The organism is Cupriavidus sp. WGlv3 (assembly GCF_023952475.1).
GTDB classification, from domain to species: Bacteria; Pseudomonadota; Gammaproteobacteria; order Burkholderiales; family Burkholderiaceae; genus Cupriavidus; species Cupriavidus phytorum.
In genome coordinates this window covers 181,443-200,314 of sequence record NZ_JALHRX010000005.1, presented here as the reverse complement: position 1 = coordinate 200,314, position 18,872 = coordinate 181,443, and the positions used below count along the sequence as shown (strand labels likewise).

Annotated in this window: 18 protein-coding genes; all 18 read left to right on the top strand. The window is 69.4% G+C overall.

The features are described from left to right. Positions 1 to 187: 187 nt before the first annotated feature. Positions 188 to 730, top strand: coding sequence for a ferritin-like domain-containing protein (locus MKD38_RS11865; RefSeq protein WP_252677036.1), 543 nt, complete (start codon positions 188 to 190; stop codon positions 728 to 730). Positions 731 to 1,128: 398 nt separating this feature from the next. Then, the gene (locus MKD38_RS11860) at positions 1,129 to 2,133 is read left to right on the top strand and encodes a sulfate ABC transporter substrate-binding protein (protein WP_252677035.1); all 1,005 of its coding nucleotides are present in this window, start codon (positions 1,129 to 1,131) and stop codon (positions 2,131 to 2,133) included. Positions 2,134 to 2,208: 75 nt separating this feature from the next. Continuing rightward, positions 2,209 to 2,832, top strand: coding sequence for an NADPH-dependent FMN reductase (gene ssuE, locus MKD38_RS11855; protein ID WP_252677034.1), 624 nt, complete (start codon positions 2,209 to 2,211; stop codon positions 2,830 to 2,832). Between the two features lie 158 nt (positions 2,833 to 2,990). Further along, positions 2,991 to 4,019, top strand: a complete 1,029-nt coding sequence (locus MKD38_RS11850) for a sulfonate ABC transporter substrate-binding protein (RefSeq protein WP_252677033.1) — start codon at positions 2,991 to 2,993, stop codon at positions 4,017 to 4,019. 28 nt (positions 4,020 to 4,047) lie between these two features. Beyond that, positions 4,048 to 5,220: an FMNH2-dependent alkanesulfonate monooxygenase gene (ssuD, locus tag MKD38_RS11845; RefSeq protein WP_252677031.1), complete on the top strand. Its 1,173-nt coding sequence runs from the start codon at positions 4,048 to 4,050 to the stop codon at positions 5,218 to 5,220. A gap of 14 nt (positions 5,221 to 5,234) precedes the next feature. Next, on the top strand, positions 5,235 to 6,038 hold the full coding sequence (gene ssuC, locus MKD38_RS11840) for an aliphatic sulfonate ABC transporter permease SsuC (protein ID WP_252677029.1): 804 nt from the start codon (positions 5,235 to 5,237) through the stop codon (positions 6,036 to 6,038). Between the two features lie 35 nt (positions 6,039 to 6,073). Next, on the top strand, positions 6,074 to 6,997 hold the full coding sequence (locus MKD38_RS11835) for an ATP-binding cassette domain-containing protein (RefSeq protein WP_252677027.1): 924 nt from the start codon (positions 6,074 to 6,076) through the stop codon (positions 6,995 to 6,997). Positions 6,998 to 7,141: 144 nt separating this feature from the next. Then, positions 7,142 to 8,014, top strand: a complete 873-nt coding sequence (locus tag MKD38_RS11830; RefSeq protein ID WP_252677025.1) for an EAL domain-containing protein — start codon at positions 7,142 to 7,144, stop codon at positions 8,012 to 8,014. Further along, positions 8,011 to 8,682, top strand: coding sequence for an RBBP9/YdeN family alpha/beta hydrolase (locus MKD38_RS11825; protein WP_252677023.1), 672 nt, complete (start codon positions 8,011 to 8,013; stop codon positions 8,680 to 8,682). Before MKD38_RS11830 ends, MKD38_RS11825 begins: the two co-directional genes overlap by 4 nt. Positions 8,683 to 8,839: 157 nt before the next feature. Beyond that, a complete protein-coding gene (cysT, locus tag MKD38_RS11820) occupies positions 8,840 to 9,814 on the top strand; it encodes a sulfate ABC transporter permease subunit CysT (protein WP_252677021.1) in 975 nt (324 codons plus the stop codon). A 1-nt stretch (position 9,815) separates the two neighbouring features. Continuing rightward, positions 9,816 to 10,757, top strand: coding sequence for a sulfate ABC transporter permease subunit CysW (gene cysW, locus MKD38_RS11815; RefSeq protein ID WP_252677019.1), 942 nt, complete (start codon positions 9,816 to 9,818; stop codon positions 10,755 to 10,757). Further along, a complete protein-coding gene (locus MKD38_RS11810; protein WP_252677017.1) occupies positions 10,754 to 11,866 on the top strand; it encodes a sulfate/molybdate ABC transporter ATP-binding protein in 1,113 nt (370 codons plus the stop codon). The genes cysW and MKD38_RS11810 overlap by 4 nt, the downstream gene beginning before the upstream one ends. Then, the gene (locus tag MKD38_RS11805) at positions 11,863 to 12,807 is read left to right on the top strand and encodes a CysB family HTH-type transcriptional regulator (protein ID WP_252677015.1); all 945 of its coding nucleotides are present in this window, start codon (positions 11,863 to 11,865) and stop codon (positions 12,805 to 12,807) included. Before MKD38_RS11810 ends, MKD38_RS11805 begins: the two co-directional genes overlap by 4 nt. Before the next feature lie 250 nt (positions 12,808 to 13,057). Continuing rightward, positions 13,058 to 13,471 carry a DUF962 domain-containing protein gene (locus tag MKD38_RS11800; RefSeq protein ID WP_252677012.1) on the top strand — a complete coding sequence of 138 codons (414 nt, stop codon included), beginning with the start codon at positions 13,058 to 13,060 and terminating at the stop codon, positions 13,469 to 13,471. A 60-nt stretch (positions 13,472 to 13,531) separates the two neighbouring features. Continuing rightward, positions 13,532 to 14,707 (top strand): sensor histidine kinase, encoded by a 1,176-nt coding sequence (locus MKD38_RS11795; RefSeq protein ID WP_252677010.1) that lies wholly within the window; start codon positions 13,532 to 13,534, stop codon positions 14,705 to 14,707. 110 nt (positions 14,708 to 14,817) lie between these two features. After that, positions 14,818 to 15,642, top strand: coding sequence for a LytR/AlgR family response regulator transcription factor (locus MKD38_RS11790; protein WP_252677008.1), 825 nt, complete (start codon positions 14,818 to 14,820; stop codon positions 15,640 to 15,642). Positions 15,643 to 15,793: 151 nt separating this feature from the next. After that, on the top strand, positions 15,794 to 17,056 hold the full coding sequence (locus tag MKD38_RS11785) for an MFS transporter (RefSeq protein WP_252677006.1): 1,263 nt from the start codon (positions 15,794 to 15,796) through the stop codon (positions 17,054 to 17,056). A gap of 49 nt (positions 17,057 to 17,105) precedes the next feature. Beyond that, complete coding sequence (locus tag MKD38_RS11780; RefSeq protein ID WP_371925678.1) at positions 17,106 to 18,845, top strand: thiamine pyrophosphate-binding protein; 1,740 nt, start codon at positions 17,106 to 17,108, stop codon at positions 18,843 to 18,845. The last annotated feature ends 27 nt before the right edge of the window (positions 18,846 to 18,872 follow it).

The following is an 18,872-nucleotide window of genomic DNA, read 5'->3' as shown; positions in this document are numbered from 1 at the left end:
CTTTTTTTGGTCGCCGTGTAATGCGGTCCGCACCCGTGCAAATATTTCACGCGGCATTGGCGACGGCGCTACGGCAGCCAAGGGATTGCAGGGTGATGCCAAGTGGCACGCTTTTCGCGTTGCAGAAGGGTTGAGTTTCCGCACAAGGCGCTGCGTCCAACGCAGCCCCATCCCCCAGGAGCCCTTTATGAACGACAAGCCTTTCCTCACAGACGTCAAGACCCTGCGCGAGCGTGCCCGTCAGCACATCGACGAAGGGGCGGTGACCGCAGGCTACGCTGCCGACCGCGACACCGTGCTGAAGCTGCTCAACGACGCGCTGGCCACCGAAATCGTTTGCGTGCTGCGCTATCGCCGCCATTACTACATGGCCAAGGGGCCTAACTCGAAGAGCGTGGCCGATGAATTCCTGGCGCATTCGAATGAAGAGCAGGGCCATGCCGACCAGATTGCGGAGCGCATCGTGCAACTGGGCGGCGAGCCTGACTTTGCCCCGGACGGGCTGACCAGCCGCTCGCATGCGGAGTATGTGGCCGGCATCTCGCTGACCGACATGATCAAGGAAGACCTGGTAGCCGAGCGCATTGCCATCGACAGCTACCGGGAGATCATCCAGTTTTTGGGCGAGCGCGACCCGACTTCGCGCCGGCTGATGGAATCGATCCTGGCCGTGGAAGAGGAGCATGCCGACGAGATGGCGGACCTGCTGAGCCGGCAGGGCGGCGGCTGATGCGATTGCCGGGCACTTGATATGGGTCAAGCCGCGGCCGCGGCCGGGCCGATAAGATCTGCCCTGTCATGGAGATGCGGGGGCGCTCTTCATGACTTGTCTACCCGTTTCCAGAATGGAAACTTCGCCCGCACCGGTTTGCCGGTGCGGGCGTTTTCTTTTGGGCGTGCTGTTTGCGCCACTTAAGCGCACGGTCGGCGTTCCGCTGGCACCCCATCGCGGGTATGCCCATATTTCCGCCGGATCTTATGCAGAAAACGGCGAAGGATCGGCGAAACCCTTCGTTCCGTTCGGATTGCCCCGTCGGTAGTCTTGCTCCTGACACCAGCCCGCCCCGCCAGGCGGGCCACGCAAACAGGCGCACGGCGCATTCACGACACTGACGGGAGCAACACAAGATGATCCGCAAACTGGCCATCGGCCTGGCTGCGCTGGCAGCAATCAGCGCGGCGCAGAGCGCGAGCGCCGCCAACCTGCTGAACGTTTCCTACGATCCGACGCGCGAGCTGTATGTCGACGTCAACGCCGCCTTCGCCAAGGCCTGGAAGGCCCAGGGCGGCGACGCCGTGAATGTGCGCCAGTCGCACGGCGGCTCGGGCAAGCAGGCGCGCTCGGTGATCGACGGGCTCGACGCCGACGTGGTCACGCTGGCGCTGGGCTATGACATCGACGCCATCGCCGAGAAGGGCCTGATCAGGCCGGACTGGCAGAAGCGCCTGCCGCACAACGCCTCGCCATACACCTCGACCATCGTGTTCCTGGTGCGCAAGGGCAATCCCAAGGGCATCAAGGACTGGGGCGACCTGGTCAAGCCGGGGGTGCAGGTGATCACCCCCAACCCCAAGACCTCGGGCGGCGCGCGCTGGAACTACCTGGCGGCGTGGGGCTATGCGCTGCGCCAGCCGGGCGGCAACGACGCCAAGGCGCGCGACTTCGTCGGCGAACTGCTCAAGCATGTGCCAGTGCTGGATTCGGGCGCGCGCGGTGCGACCACGACCTTTGTCGAGCGTGGGCTGGGCGATGTGCTGATCGCGTGGGAGAACGAAGCGATCCTGGCAATCAAGGAGCTGGGCCCGGACAAGTTCGACATCGTCGCGCCGTCGGTGTCGATCCTGGCCGAGCCGCCGGTGGCGGTGGTCGACAAGGTGGTCGACAAGAAGGGCACGCGCAAGGCGGCCGAGGCCTACCTGCAGTTCCTGTACACCGAGGAAGGGCAGGAGATCGCGGCGAAGAACTACTACCGCCCGATCTCGCAGAAGGTCGCGGCCAAGTACGCCGCCAATTTCCCGAAGGTGAAGCTGTTCACCATCGACGAGGTGTTCGGCGGCTGGCAGAAGGCGCAGAAGACCCACTTCGCCGACGGCGGCTCGTTCGACCAGATCTACCAGCCCGGCAAGAAATAAGACCCCTGGACCGGCGCGCCGGGGCCGCGTGGGGCGGCCGCGGCGTCGACCGGTCCATCCGAACAAGGAAGCCCGATGTCCATCCTGACGCTCTCCGGCAGCCCGTCGGCCCAGTCCCGCTCAGGTCTCGTGCTGGCGCACCTGCGCACGGCGCTCGAGGCCGCCGGCGAACGCACCCGCCACCTCGACCTGCGCGACCTGCCCGCCGGCCCGCTACTGGCCGCACGCACGGACGACCCCGCCATCGATGCCGCCACGCGTGCGATGGCCGAGGCGCAGGTGGTGGTACTGGCCACGCCGGTCTACAAGGCCGCCTACAGCGGCTTGCTGAAGGCCTTCCTGGACCTGCTGCCGCAGACCGGGCTGCGCGACAAGATCGTGCTGCCGATCGCCACCGGCGGCAGCCTGGCGCATGCGCTGGCGATCGACTATGCGCTGCGGCCGGTCCTGGCCGCGCTCGGCTCGCGCCAGATCCTGCCCGGCATCTTTGCCGTGGACCAGCAGATCGAAGCGGTCGATGCCGCCGGCGCACGCCAGGCGCGCTTCGATGCCGCGCTGACGGCGCGGCTGGAGGAAGGCGTGCTGCGCGTGCGCGATGCGCTCGCGCATGCCCGCATCGAAGTGCCGCTCGACGTGGTGCCCGGCGCCCATGTCCGCCGCGCCGCCGCGATCGCGGTGGCCGAGCGATGTTCCGCCTGAACTGATGGCTTGACTGTAGTGGCGCCGGCCAGACCGGCGCAACGGCAGCGACGCGATGCCACCCGCCACGCGGGGCCGGCAGGGCGGCGTGCTGCCGCAACCATCCCGGACATCGATCTGGCCCGCAGCACATCGTCGCGGGCCATGGAGGACTTCACATGACAACGACCAACCCGCTGCGCACGGCAAGTCAGCGCCGCCGACTCATCACCGCAGCGCTGGTGCTTGCCACTGGCCTGGCCTACGGGATTCTGCCCGGCCACGCCGAAGCACAATCGAACCATATCGACCCCAAGGTGCTGCGCATCGGCTACCAGAAGTACGGCACGCTGACGCTGCTGAAGGCGCGCGGCGCGCTTGAGAAGCGCCTGGCGCCGCAAGGCATCAGCGTCAGGTGGACCGAGTTTCCGGCGGGACCGCAGTTGCTCGAGGGGCTCAATGTCGGCGCCATCGACTTCGGCACCGTCGGCGAGGCGCCGCCGATTTTCGCGCAGGCCGCGGGTGCGCAGCTGGTCTATGTCGGCAACGAGCCGCCGGCGCCGGTGGCCGAGGCCATCGTCGTGCCCAGGGGCTCGGCGCTGCGCTCGGTGGCCGACCTGCGCGGCAAGCGCGTGGCGCTGAACAAGGGCTCGAACGTGCATTACCTGCTGGTGCGCCAGCTGGAGCAGGCCGGCATTCCCTACGGCGAGATCCAGCCGGTCTACCTGCCGCCGGCCGATGCGCGCGCCGCCTTCGAGCGCGGCGCGGTCGATGCGTGGGTGATCTGGGACCCGTTCCTGGCCGCCGCCGAGAAGCAGCTGGGCGCGCGCGTGCTGGTCGATGGCCACGGCGCGGATGGCAAAAACTTGGTCAGCAACCACCAGTTCTACCTGGCCTCGCGCTCCTATGCCCAGGCCCGGCCGGAAATCGTCGGCCTGATCCTGGAGGAACTGGCGACGCTTGGCACCTGGGCGCAACAGCACCCCAAGGACGCCACCTCGGTGCTGACCGGTGAAACCGGGCTGCCGGCCGATGTGCTCGCGCTTGCGGTGTCGCGCTTCTCGTATGGCGCGCGCCCGGTCAGCGCGGAGGTACTGGCCGAGCAGCAACGCATTGCCGATGCGTTTCACGCGCTGAAGCTGATTCCCAAGCCGGTCAAGGTCGCCGATGCGCGCTGGGCCGGGCCGCAGCAGCAGGCCAGGCGCTAACTCGCCAGCCAAGAAGAAGGAGCACGACATGCAAGTATTCTGGTTCATCCCCACCCACGGCGACAGCCGCTATCTGGGCACCTCCGAAGGCGCGCGCGCGGTCGGTTTCGATTACCTCAGGCAGGTCGCCGTGGCGGCCGACACGCTTGGCTATGAAGGCGTGCTGATCCCGACGGGCCGCTCATGCGAAGACCCTTGGGTGGTGGCATCGGCGCTGGCCGCGGTGACGCAGCGCCTGAAATTCCTGGTCGCGGTACGCCCCGGCCTGATGGCACCGACGCTGGCCGCGCGCATGGCCGCGACCTTCGACCGCGTCTCCAACGGCCGCTTGCTGATCAACCTCGTCACCGGCGGCGATCGCGCCGAGCTGGAGGGCGACGGCCTGTTTCTCGACCATGCCGAACGCTACGAGGCCTCGGCCGAGTTCCTGCGCATCTGGCGCCAGGTGCTGGCCGCCAGCCATGACGGCGACAAGGTCGACTACGAGGGCAGGCACCTGAGCGTGAAGGGCGCGACCGTGCTGTACCCGCCGCTGCAGCGGCCGCATCCGCCGGTGTATTTCGGCGGCTCGTCGGCGCCGGCGCATGCGCTGGCGGGCGAGCAGGTCGATACCTACCTGACCTGGGGCGAGCCGCCCGCGGCGGTGGCGCAAAAGCTGGACGACGTGCGCCGCCACGCCGCGCGCCACGGCCGCACGGTCAAGTTCGGCATCCGTCTGCACGTGATCGTGCGCGAGACCGATGCCGCGGCATGGGCCGCCGCCGAGGACCTGATCAGCCGGCTCGACGACGACACCGTGGCGCGCGCGCAGGCGGTGTTCGCCAACATGGACTCCGAGGGCCAGCGCCGCATGGCCGCGCTGCATGCGGGCGGCACGCGCCGCACGCGCGAGGCGCTGGAGATCAGCCCCAACCTGTGGGCCGGTGTCGGCCTGGTGCGCGGCGGCGCCGGCACCGCGCTGGTGGGCGACCCGCATACCGTGGCCGAGCGCCTGCGCGAGTACGCCGAGCTGGGCATCGATACCTTCGTGCTGTCCGGCTATCCGCACCTGGAAGAAGCCTACCGTTTCGCCGAACTGGTGTTCCCGCTGCTGCCGCGCGCAGTGCGCGCGAAGTTCGACGACCTGCCCGGCAAGGTGCTGTCCGGCCCGTTCGGTGAAGTCATGGCGACCGGCATCGTGCCGCGCGCCGCGCAAAGCTGAGGGGAGGCGCAACCATGACGACTCCGCTATTGCCAGCGCCGCGCCAGGCGCCGCAGGCATTGTGGCGCGCGGCCGCGCCGTGGATCGTGCCGGTGCTGCTGATCGTCGCGTGGCAGCTGGCGTCGCAGCACGGCTGGCTGTCCAGCCGCGTGCTGCCGGCCCCGCTGGCGGTGGTGCAGGCCGCGTGGGAGCTGGCGCGCTCGGGCGAGCTGTGGCGGCACGTCGGCGTCAGCACCTGGCGCGCGCTGCTGGGGTTTGCCATTGGCGGCGGGCTGGGCCTGCTGCTGGGGCTGCTGACCGGCACCTTCCGCAGCGCCGCCACGCTGCTCGACAGCACGCTGCAGATGGTGCGCAACATCCCCGCGCTGGCGCTGATCCCGCTGGTGATCCTGTGGTTCGGCATCGACGAGAGCGCCAAGCTGTTCCTGGTCTCGCTGGGCGTGTTTTTCCCGGTGTACCTGAACACCTACCACGGCATCCGCTCGGTCGATGCGGGGCTGGTGGAGATGGCGCGCAGCTACGGCCTGTCCGGCGGGCAGCTGTATCGCGAGGTGATCCTGCCCGGCGCGCTGCCGGGCATCCTGGTGGGGGTGCGCTTTGCGCTGGGGCTGATGTGGGTGGTGCTGATCGTCGCGGAAACCATCTCCGCGCAAGCGGGCATCGGCTACATGACCATGAATGCGCGCGAATTCCTGCAAACCGACGTGGTGCTGGTCGGCATCCTGCTCTATGCCCTGCTGGGCAAGCTGGCCGACTGGCTGTCGCGCGCGCTGGAGCGCTACTGGCTGCGCTGGCACCCGGGCTACGCCGCAGCCTGAGCGGCCCGGCAACCAATCAAGGCAAGGAGAGCAAGATGCAGATGTATCCGGTGGAACAGGCGGCCCTGGCCGAGCTGGAAGCGGGCCTGACGCGGCGCGAGGCGTCCGCTGTCTCGGACGTGGCGCGCGCGGTGCCCGCCAAGGCCGCGGGCGGCGTGGCGCTGCGCGTGAACCAGGTGGTCAAGCGCTACGACGGCCGCACGGTGCTGCACGAGGTGGCGCTGGACGTCGCGCCGGGCGAGTTCCTCGCCATCGTCGGGCGCAGCGGCTGCGGCAAGAGCACCTTGCTGCGGCTGGTGGCCGGGCTCGAGGCGGCCGACGGCGGCAGCATCGCCATCGACGGCAAGGCCGCTGCCACGGGCCCGACGAGCCGCGCGCGGCCGGCGGACGTGCGCGTGATGTTCCAGGACGCGCGGCTGCTGCCGTGGAAGCGCGTGCTGGACAACGTGGCGCTGGGCCTGCCGCGCGCACGCCGCGCCGAAGCAGCGCAGGTGCTGGCGCAGGTTGGGCTGGCCGACCGCGCGCAGGCGTGGCCGGCACGGCTGTCCGGCGGCCAGCGCCAGCGCGTGGCGCTGGCGCGCGCGCTGGTGCACCACCCGCAGCTGTTGCTGCTCGACGAACCGCTGGGCGCGCTCGACGCGCTGACGCGCATCGAAATGCAGGCGCTGATCGAATCGCTGTGGCGCCGGCTGGGCTTCACCGCGCTGCTGGTCACGCACGATGTCTCCGAAGCGGTGGCGCTGGCCGACCGCATCGTGCTGATCGAGGACGGCCGCATCGCCATGGACACGCGCGTGGCGCTGGCACGTCCGCGCGAACGCGGCGCCGCGGGCTTTGCGCAACTGGAAGCCGAGGTGCTGCAGCGGGTGATGCGGCCGTCGCCGGCCGCCGGAGCAGCCGGGGCGCAGTCTGCCGCGCCCGCCGCATCTGCGCCGCTGAATGTGAGCTGGGCTGCCTGACGGCGCATATCGACAGTCCTAAATCTTCATACGCCGGCGCCTGCCAGGCTCCTATCATGAGCAGGCAGGGGGCCGCTGGCGTGGCGCTTGCCCCATCACCAATCAGACCTCCGGCCCGGGCGGCCGGTCAACCCAAGGATCACCATGCCAGGCGTGCATGAACCCACGGAGGCAGCCTCTGCGCTCCAACGCTATCTCGAATCGCTGCCGCGCCAGCCGCTGGCGGACCGGCAACTGTGGCGCGATGCGCGCGGGCAGGTGCAGGGCCAGTTCTTCAACTGCTCGCTGACGAGCGCGTTCGAGCCGCTGGTGACGCTGGCGGACCGGCAGGTGGTGGCGCATGAAGGCGCGATCCATACCTATGCCGAGGACGGCGTCGGCCTGGCGGCATGGAAGCTGTTCGCGATGGCGGCGGACGATCATACCCTGGTGTCGCTGGACCGGCTCTCGCGCCTGTTGCATGCCATCAACTACTTTGCCGCGGATGGTGAGCATAAGCTCGTGCTGAACGTGCACAACCGGCTGCTGGCCGCGGTGGCCGACGACCACGGCGCGGCCTTCCGGCGCGCGCTGCAGTCGCTGGGGTTGCCGCTGGAGCGCTTCGTGATCCAGGTGCCGGCCAGTGCCAACGATGATCTCGGGCTGTTGCTGCATGTGGTGGGCAACTACCGGCGCAATGGCTTCGCGGTGAGCCTGCAGGCGTCGGATCCGGCGGAGGCGGGTGCGCTGATGGCGCATGCGCTGCCGGACTGGCTCAAGCTGGACATGCGCCGCACCTGGACCGACCGCCAGCTGTCCGGCCTGCGCGCCAGCGCGGCCAGCGCCGGCGTCACGCTGATCGGGCGGCGCCTGCAGGACGCCGAGAGCATCGAGCGCCTGCAGGCGGCCGGCATCGGCCTGGGCCAGGGCGCCTTTGCCGGCGGGCTGGTGAATGCTGCCGCGCTGCGCGCCGCGGATCGATCGGGCGCGGCATCCCACGCCACGACCTTGCCTGCACTGAACGAGGAGCCGGTATGACGCCATCGGACAGGACCGCACCCGGCCGTGCCACGCGGCTGGACATTCCCCGCCATCTGCAGGTGCTGACGGTGCCCGGCTTGCACGGCAGTGGCCCGGGGCACTGGCAGAGCCGCTGGGAACAGCAGTTTCCGGACTGGCAGCGCGTGGAGCAGCATGACTGGTCGCGCCCGAGCCTGCCGCTGTGGGCCGAGCGCGTTTCCGAAGGGGTGATGCGGGCCCGGCGCGTGGCCGCGCGCGGCGCCGTGCTGGTGGCGCACAGCTTCGGCTGCCTGGCGACCCTGCGCCAGGCGGCGCTGGACCCGGTCGGCATCGCCGGCGCCTTGCTGGTGGCGCCGGCCGATCCGGACAAGTTCGGCGTGGCGGCCTTGCTGCCCGCCTACCGGCTGCCGTTCCCGACCATCCTCGCGGCCAGCCGCAACGATCCGTGGATGCCGCAGCGCACCGCGTTCTCGTGGGGCACGCTGTGGGGCAGTGAACTGGTCGACGTGGGCCATCTCGGCCATATCAACGCCGACTCGGGCCTGGGCGAGTGGCCGGAAGGCCTCGCGCTGCTCGATACACTGGTGCAGCGGATCACACAGGCAGGCGACACCGGCACTCAAAGTGCTTCAACCACTGCTTGGGAAGCCGGGCTTGAGGTGGCCTCGACGGTCCCTTATATCTAAACCGTCTAAGAAAATTCATAAAGATTCGTTCTTTTTATAAAGACGGCTCTGCAGAATCTGTCTCGTAGGCCGGCGCAATAGGTGCCGGCGTCATAAGGAACGGCGCGCCGGACCGGGCCAACAGGCCTGGCAGCGCACCGCTCACAGACGAGACGACATGCCTCCATCCATCTCCCTCGCGGACACGCCGCCGCCGGCGGCGCCCCGCGTGCCCGAGTCCGCGTCCGGGTCCGGTTCGGCGCCCGCGCCGCGCCAGCCGTCCGCGCAGCGCTTCACCGTGCTGCCAGGCTTCGGCCTGTCGCTCGGCTTCACGCTGTTCTACCTGACGCTGATCGTGCTGGTGCCGCTGTCGGCCACGTTCCTGAAGACGTTCACGATGACGTGGGACGCGTTCTGGACCGCGATTACGGCGCCGCGCGTGGTGGCATCGCTGCAGCTGAGCTTCGGCGCGTCGCTGATCGCCGCCATCGTCAATACGGTGTTCGGGCTGATCGTGGCGTGGGTGCTGGTGCGCTACCGCTTTGCCGGCAAGCGCCTGATCGATGCGCTGGTCGACCTGCCGTTCGCGCTGCCGACCGCGGTGGCGGGCATCGCGCTGACCGCGCTGTTCGCCGGCAATGGCTGGATCGGCCGCTACCTGGAGCCGCTCGGCATCAAGGTCGCGTTCACGCCGCTGGGCGTGGTGGTGGCGCTGACCTTTATCGGCCTGCCGTTCGTGGTGCGCACGGTGCAGCCGGTGCTGGAAGACGTCGAGCAGGAGCTGGAAGAGGCCGCGGCCAGCCTCGGCGCCAACCGGCTGCAAACCTTCCGCCGCGTGATCCTGCCGGCGATCCTGCCGGCACTGCTGACCGGGTTTGCGCTGTCGTTCGCGCGCGCCACCGGCGAGTACGGCTCGGTGGTATTCATCTCGGGCAACATGCCGATGGTGTCCGAGATCGCGCCGCTGATGATCTATTCCAAGCTGGAGCAGTACGACTATGCCGGCGCGACCGCGGTGGCGGTGGTGATGCTGGTGATCTCTTTCGCGCTGCTGCTGCTGATCAACCTGCTGCAGGCCTGGACGCGCCGCCACCAGTCCGGTGCGCGCGCCGCGCTGGCGCCCGAAGCGCCCGCCACGGCCAAGGAGTTCTGAGATGGCCGGAGCAATCTCGAGACGCCTCGGCGGGCACGGCAGCGCCAGGGGACATCACCGCTTCGACGCCACCGGCGAGGCGCCATGGGCGCGCTACACGCTGATCGCGCTGGCGGTGCTGTTCCTGACGCTGTTCCTGTTCGTGCCGCTGGCATCGGTGTTCTATGAAGCCCTGCGCAAGGGCGTGCAGACCTACTGGGAAGCGCTGGTCGAGCCCGACGCGCTGGCCGCGATTCAGCTCACGCTGACGGTGGCGGCGATCGCGGTGCCGCTGAACGTGGTGTTTGGCGTGGCGGCGGCGTGGGCCATCGCCAAGTTCGACTTCCGCGGCAAGAACCTGCTGATCACGCTGATCGATCTGCCGTTCTCGGTGTCGCCGGTGATCTCCGGCCTGGTCTATGTGCTGCTGTTCGGCGCGCAGGGTTGGCTGGGTCCATGGCTGGAAGCGCACGACATCAAGATCATGTTCGCGGTGCCGGGCATCGTGCTGGCCACCATCTTCGTCACCTTCCCCTTCGTCGCGCGCGAGCTGATCCCGCTGATGCAGGCGCAGGGCAGCGAAGAAGAAGAGGCCGCGATCGTGCTGGGCGCGTCGGGCTGGCAGACCTTCCGCCATATCACGCTGCCCAATATCCGCTGGGGCCTGCTGTACGGCGTGATCCTGTGCAATGCGCGCGCGATGGGCGAGTTCGGCGCGGTGTCGGTGGTGTCGGGCCATATCCGCGGGCTGACCAACACCATGCCGCTGCACGTGGAGATCCTCTACAACGAGTACAACTTCGCGGCCGCGTTCGCGGTGGCGTCGCTGCTGACACTGCTGGCGCTGATTACGCTGGGCATCAAGACGCTGGTGGAATTCCGCGCCCGCAAGGAAACCGAAGAGGCCGCGCCGGAGCGGCCGCTGGCAAGCCTGCCGGCTTCAGTGCAAGGACAAGCATCATGAGCATCCAGGTCAAGAATGTAGAGAAGCGCTTTGGCGATTTCGTCGCGCTGGACCATGTCTCGCTCGATTTCGACGAGGGCGAGCTGACCGCGCTGCTGGGGCCTTCCGGCTGCGGCAAGACCACGCTGCTGCGCATCATCGCGGGGCTGGAGCGCGCCGACGCCGGCCAGATCGTGCTGGCCGGGCGCGATGCCTCGGACCAGCACGTGCGCCAGCGCCAGGTGGGTTTCGTGTTCCAGCATTACGCGCTGTTCAAGCATATGAGCGTGTTCGAGAACGTCGCCTTCGGCCTGCGCGTGAAGCCGCGCGCGGAGCGCCCGAACGAGGCGCAGATCCGCGAGAAGGTGCATGCGCTGCTCGACCTGGTCCAGCTCGACTGGCTCGCCGACCGCTACCCGGCGCAGCTGTCGGGCGGCCAGCGCCAGCGCATCGCGCTGGCACGCGCGCTGGCGGTGGAGCCACGCGTGCTGCTGCTCGACGAGCCCTTCGGCGCGCTCGATGCCAAGGTGCGCAAGGAACTGCGCCGCTGGCTGCGGCGCCTGCACGACGAACTGCACGTGACCAGCGTGTTCGTCACGCACGACCAGGAAGAAGCGCTGGAAGTGGCTGACCAGGTAGTGCTGATGAATCGCGGCCGCGTCGAGCAGCACGGCTCGCCCGAGGCGGTCTACAACCATCCCGCCACGCCATTCGTGTTCGGCTTCCTCGGCAACGTGAACCTGTTCCACGGCCGGCTGGAAGTGGGCGAGAGCGGCGGCCTGCTGCATACCGGCGAGGCGGTGCTGCCGGTGGTCGGCAGCGGCCACGAGACCGCCGGCGATGCGGTCGCCTATGTCCGCCCGCACGACCTGGACCTGGAGCGCTATGCACCCGGCGCCGACGGCATCGCCGTGACGCTGCGCCGCGCGCTGACGCTGGGCCCGGTGGCGCAGCTCGAGCTCGAGCGCGAAGACAACCAGGACGTGATCGAGGTGGCGCTGCCGCTGGAGCGCTTCCGCCACGCGGGCTTCCGCGAGGGCGAGCTGCTCGCCGTGCGCCCGCGCCAGCTGCGCGTCTTCACGCACTCCAACGGCACCGCCCCCACCCAACAACAAGAGGCCGCACGATGAACTTCCAGCAACTTCGTTCGATCCGCGAGGCGGTGCGCCGCCAGTTCAACCTGACCGAGGTCGCCAACGCGCTCTATACCTCGCAGCCCGGCGTGTCGCGCCAGATCCGCGAGCTGGAGGAGGAGCTGGGGGTGGAGATCTTCGAGCGCTACGGCAAGCGCCTGACCGGGCTGACCGAGCCCGGCCGCGAGATCGTGCGCATCGTCGAGCGCCTGCTGCTCGAGGCCGAGAACCTGCGCCAGGCCGGCGACGAATACGCCGGCCGCCACACCGGCCGGCTCACCGTCGCCACCACCCACACCCAGGCGCGCTACGCCTTGCCGCGCGTGGTGCAGGCGTTCCGCCGCGAATACCCGCATGTGACGCTGGCACTGCAGGAGGCGTCGCCCACGCATATCGTCGAGCTGCTGCTGACCGGGCAGGCCGATATCGGCATCGCCACCGAGGCCCTGGCGACCGAGGCCGGGCTGACCTCGTTCGAGGCCTACAGCTGGCAGCACGTGCTGGTGGTGTCGCCGGACCATCCGCTCACGCGCCTGCCGGAACCGACGCTCGAAGACGTGGCGAACTTCCAGCTGATCACCTACGACGCCGGCTTCACCGGCCGCCGCAAGATCGACAGCGCCTTTGCCGAGGCCGGGCTGCAGCCCGAGATCGTGCTGACGGCGCTGGATGCCGACGTGATCAAGACCTATGCCGAACTCGACCTGGGCGTGGGCATCATCGCCTCGATGGCCTATGACGAACGCAAGGACTCCGGCCTGGTGCGGATCTCGGCCGACCACCTGTTCGCGCCCAACACCACCAGCGTGGCGGTGCGCCGCGGCGCATACCTGCGCGGCTATGCGCACGCCTTCATCAACATGTTCGCGCCGCACCTGTCGCGCGACGCCGTGAGCAGCGCGCTGTCCGAACAGGACCGCCAGGCCCTGGCCGCCTGATCCGGCGCGAGGCGCCGGCAGCACCTGCGCGCGGGCCGGCGGATGCGCAGTCCGCACCTGCCCCGGTGCCGTTCGCACCCCGTGCCCGCCGTTCGTCGCAACAGACTTTCTTCCATCCCCGCCGCGGGGTACATTCCGTGCACGTGCCCGCGCTGCCATTCCGGCAGGCGCCGCACGTGTACCGCAGCGCAACAAAGTTTGCGCACGGCCGCCGGTCGGCAAGGATCGGGCAAGGGAGAGAGAGACGATCATGCGCGACGACGAACCGCTGCTGCGCTGGCAGTGGCGCGGCTATGCCCGCAACCACCAGCATCCCCGCAACCTGCTGCTGCATATCGTGGCCGTGCCGATGTTCATGGCCGGCACCGTGCTGGGCCTCTATGGCCTGGTGCGCCTGAACCTGCCGGCGATCGCGCTCGGGCTGGTGTGCATGGGTATGTCGATGGCGCTGCAGGGGCGGGGCCATCGGCTGGAGGCCCATGCGCCGGAGCCGTTTGCCGGGCCGGCCGATATCGCGGGTCGCATCCTGGCCGAGCAGTGGATCACCTTTCCCCGTTATGTGCTGTCCGGGCGATGGTGGCGCGCGCTGGCGGGCCGCGCGCCTGCGGCTGCGCCCGCGCCGGCTCCCGCGCGGTCTGGCGAGGTCAGCGGGCAGGGTGGCTGACGCAGCCCATGTTGCCGTCACATCACCCCCTGTATTGCGCATGGCGAAAGCCGCGCTAACATGAACGCCATGGACCGCTGCTTCTCACACGCCTGCACCGCCATCCCGTCCCGCCTGAATATCCTCGGGCGCGACCTGCTGTTCGTGCTGTGCATGAACTCGGTGATTGCCATCAGCCTGAACTACGGCTTCCAGACCGGCGGCTCGCTGTGGCACAACTTCGTCTACAGCCAGCTGATCGGCCTGTCGATCTGGGTGCTGATCGACATCCCGCGCGTGGTGATCTGGTGGAACGACCGGCCGCGGCGCTGGCCCTTCCTGCTGCTCGCCGCCGCCGCTGTGCCCGCCGGCGTGGTGTTCGGCAGCTGGGCCACGCGCGTGGTGCTGGACCTGCCGCCCAAGTCCGCCGACGAGGCTGGCGGCATGCTGCGCATGTGCCTGGTGGTGGGCATGCTGGCGGCGGCGTCGATGATCTACTTCTACTGGTCGCGCGAGAAGCTGGCGTCGCTGGAGCGGCAGGCGGCACTGGACGCGCTGCAGCGCGAGGAAGCCGAAAAGCAGCTGGTGCGCGCGCAGCTGATGGCGCTGCAGGCGCAGATCGAGCCGCACTTCCTGTTCAATTCGCTGGCCAACCTCGACGGCCTGATCGCCACCGATCCGCCCGCCGCGCGGCAGCTGCTGCAGCGGCTGATCGGCTTCCTGCGCATGTCGCTGGCGCATACCCGCGCCGAGCAATGCACACTGCGGCAGGAGTTCGAGCTGCTGCGCAGCTATCTCGAGATCCAGGCCATGCGCTTCGGCCAGCGGCTCTCGTACGATATCGACCTGCCGCGCGACCTGGCGAAGGTGGAAATCCCGCCGATGCTGATCCAGCCGCTGGTGGAAAACGCGGTCACGCATGGCATCGAACCCTGCATGATCGGCGGCCATATCCGGCTGTCGGCGCGCGCGGCCGGCGACAACGCGGTGCAGGTGGTGATCGCCGATACCGGGGTCGGGTTCGGCCATGCCTCGGGCAAGGGCTCGGGACTGGGCATCACCCATGTGCGCGAGCGGCTGGCGCGTATCTTCGGCGCGGCGGCGACCATGCAGATGGAAGAAAACACGCCGCGCGGCGTGGTGGTGCGGCTGACCTTGCCGCTGGAGCGCCCGGCCGAGGCGCCCACCGTGACCCAGACCGTCACCGCGGTGCCGGAGGGCATGCCGGTATCCGCACCGGCCATGCCACGGCTCTGACGCGCACTCGCTGCGGGCTCGCCTGACAACAACATGCGCTGCAGGCTTTGCACCCGCCGGTGCGCCTGCAGTGCCAAGAACCTGCTTTCGCACACGCCCCCCACGCCCCCATGACCCCGACCCTGCTGATTGCCGACGACGAAGCGCTGCTCGCCCGTGTGCTCGAATCCGAACTGGCGGCCCTGTGGCCCGAGGCGCGGGTCGTGTCCGTGGTCCACGACGGCGTGGCAGCGCTGGCAGCGGCGCGCGAGCACCAGCCGCGCGTGGCCTTCCTCGACATCCGCATGCCGGGCATGAGCGGCATGGACGTGGCGCGCGAACTGATCGAGTTCGATATCCCGCCGCTGGTGGTGTTCGTCACCGCTTATGACCAGTTTGCGCTGGAGGCCTTCGAGCGGGCCGCGGTCGACTACGTGCTCAAGCCGGTGCAGCGCGAACGTTTGGAGGCCACCGTCCAGCGCCTGAAGGCACGGCTGTCCGATCCCGCGGAAGCGGAAGACGGCGACGATGAAGCCGCGGTAGGCGAAACCGACCGGCTCGGCCAATTGCTGGCGCGCCTGGAATTGCTGGAGCATGCCACGCCGGGCACGGCCGGCGCGCCGCAGCGCCAGTACCTGCGCTTTATCAAGGCACTGGTGGGGCAGGAGGTGCGCATCATCCCGGTCGACGAAGTGATCTACCTGGAAGCCACCGACAAGTACGTCAACGTGGTCTCCGGCGCCGGCGAGGCGCTGATCCGCACCAGCCTGCGCGAGCTGACCCAGCAGCTTGATCCCGAGCGCTTCTGGCAGGTGCACCGCGGCACCGTGGTCAACATCAGCTGCGTCGCCAGCGCGGTCAACCAGTCGCTGGGCCGGCTGTCGCTGCGGCTGCGCGACCGGCCGGAGCTGCTGCCGGTGGCGCGCCAGTACGCCCACTTGTTCAAGCAGATGTGACGGCGAGGGGGGGCGGGACCGCCGGCGTGGAGGCGGCGTGGCCGCCACCTGCCAGCAGCGGACAGGGGTTTTCCTCTATGATGCGGGCTTCGGCCCGTATTTTTTTGCCGGCCGCCCAGCCCACCGCATCACCCCTCCGACCGCCAGCGCCATGCCCACCGCCGCCCTCGAGCCCACGCCCAATTCCCTTCGCCACGACGCCCAGGTGATCGGGCTGGTGGGGCTGGCGCATGGCGTCTCGCATTTCTACCACCTGCTGCTGGCGCCACTATTCCCGTGGATCAAGGCCGAGTTCGGGCTCAGCTATGCCGAGCTGGGCCTGCTGATGACGGTGTTCTTCGCGGTCTCGGCGGTGGTGCAGACCGCGTCGGGCTTCGTGGTCGACCGCTTCGGCGCGCGGCCGGTGCTGTTCGGCGGGCTGGCCTGCCTGGGCGCCGCGGCCTTGCTGCTGTCGGCCAGCGGCGGCTATGGCGGGTTGCTGTTCGGCGCGGCGGTGGCGGGGCTGGGCAACGGCGTGTTCCATCCGGCCGACTTCACGCTGCTGAACAAGCATGTGTCGCAGCCGCGGCTGGGCCACGCGTTCTCGGTGCACGGCATTTCCGGCAACCTGGGCTGGGCCGCGGCGCCGCTGTTCCTGGTGGCGATCGCCAACCTGGCCAGCTGGCGCGTGGCGCTGGCGGCAGCCTCTGCGGTGGCCTTGATCGTGCTGGCGGTGCTGGTGGCGCTGCGCCACGTGCTGGACCCGCGCGAAGTGCAGGGCGCCGTGGGCCGGCCCGCCGCCAGGGCCGCGGCAGCGGGCGGAAGCGTGCTGGGTTTCCTGCGCCTGCCGCAGGTGTGGGTGTGCTGGGGCTTCTTCCTGCTGACCACCTTCTCCGCCGCGGGCATCCAGAGCTTCGCGCCCACCGCGCTGACCTATCTCTACGACATGCCGTTCACGCTGGCGACCGCGTCGTACACCGTCTACATGCTGTGCAGCGCCGGCGGCATGATCGTCGGCGGCTTCGCCGCCAGCCGCACCAGCAACCATGACCGGCTGATCGCGATCAGCTTCACCGTGTCGGGGCTGATGGCGGTGCTGGTGGGGCTGGACCTGGTGCCGGCACTGCTGGTGCCGGTGCTGATGGGAGTGATTGGTTTTGGCGCCGGCACCGCCGGGCCCTCGCGCGACCTGCTGGTGCGCGCGGCAGCCCCGGCCGGCGCCACCGGGCGCGTCTACGGCGTGGTCTATTCTGGGCTGGATATCGGCCTGGCCTGCGGCCCGCTGTTCTTCGGCGCGCTGATGGACGCCAGGCTGCCGGCCTGGGTTTTCTTCATGATCGGCGGCTTCCAGCTGCTGTCGATCTTCACCGCGGTGACCGTGGGCAACGGCAACCGCTCGCGCAGCCAGGCCTCGACACGGGCGGAGGCCGCCTAGTCCAGCCAGCCCGCCGCTATCCGAATCCGCTTGCCTGAGGAACGTTTCCATGCCAATGACGCCGGCCAACGCCACCCAGCCCGAAGACACCGATCGCTGCACGCCGCTGCCGGGCGGCCATATCCTGGTCGATGCGCTGCTGGCGCACGGGGCCGAGCTGGCCTTCGGCGTGCCGGGCGAGAGCTACCTGGCGGTGCTCGACGGCTTCCACCGCCGCCGTGACCGGCTGCGCTTCATCGTCTGCCGCCAGGAGGGCGGGGCCGCGGTGATGGCCGAGGCCTACGGCAAGCTGACCGGCCGCCCCGGGCTGGCGTTCTGCACGCGCGGGCCCGGTGCCACCAATGCCAGCATCGGCGTGCATACCGCGTTCCAGGACTCGACCCCGATGATCCTGTTCATCGGCCAGGTCGGCACCGATTTCATGGACCGCGAGGCCTTCCAGGAAATCGACTATCGCCGCATGTTCGGCCAGATGGCCAAGTGGGTAGCGCAGATCGACCGGGTCGAGCGCATCCCCGAATACATTGCGCGCGCCTACCAGACCGCCACCTCGGGCCGGCCCGGCCCGGTGGTGCTGGCGCTGCCCGAAGACATGCTGGCGCAAACCGCCGCGGTGCCGCAGTTGCAGGCCTACCAGCGCGTCATGGCCTGGCCCGGCGAGGGCGAGCTGATGCGGCTGGCCGAGATGCTCGACGCCGCCGAGCGCCCGTTCGTGCTGGCCGGCGGCAGCGGCTGGACCCCGCAGGCGTGCGCCGACCTGCAGGCCTTTGCCGAGCGCTTCGCGCTGCCGGTAGGCTGCGCCTTCCGCGGCCAGGACCTGTTCGACAACCGCCATCCCAGCTACGCCGGCGATGTCGGCATCGGCATCAATCCCGCGCTGGCAGAGCGCATCCGCAATGCCGACCTGGTGCTCGCGATCGGCCCGCGGCTGGGCGAGATGACCACCGGCGGCTACGCGCTGATCGCGGCGCCGCGGCCGGCCCAGAAGCTGGTCCATGTGCATGCAGGGGCCGAAGAGCTGGGCAGCGTGTACCAGGCCGACCTGATGATCCAGGCCGCGATGCCGGCCATCGCCGCGCGCCTGGCCGGCCTGCAGCCACCCAGCGCGCCACGCTGGAAAGCGTGGACCGAGGCCGCGCATGCCGATTACGAGCGCTACCTGCAGCCGCCGCCGTTCACGGGGCAGGGCGTCGACATGGCCGAAGTCATCCGCACGCTGGACCAGCTGCTGCCGGCCGATGCGGTGGTGACCAACGGCGCCGGCAACTATGCCGGCTGGCTGCACCGCTATTTCCACTATCGCCCGTTCACCAGCGGCGGCCGCGGCCAGCTGGCGCCGACCAGCGGCGCGATGGGCTACGGCGTGCCGGCGGCAGTGGGTGCCAAGATCGCGTTCCCGCAGCGTACCGTGGTGGCGCTGGCGGGCGACGGCTGCTTCCTGATGAATGGCCAGGAACTTGCCACGTCGATGCAATACCAGGCGCCGGTGATCATCATCGTCGTCAACAACGGCATGTACGGCACCATCCGCATGCACCAGGAACGCGAATACCCGACGCATGTGTCCGGCACCGAGCTGTGCAATCCCGACTTTGCCGCGCTGGCGCGCGCCTACGGGGCACGCGGCGCCACCGTGACCACGACCGAGGCCTTTGCGCCGGCCTTGCGCGAGGCGCTGGCGGCGCCGGTGTCGACGCTGATCGAAATCCAGGTGGACCCGGACGTGATCACGCCGCGCACCACGCTGAGCGCGATCCGGGCGCAGGCGCTCGCCAGCCAGAAGCCATGACGCTACGCGGCCAGACAGTATTTTTTC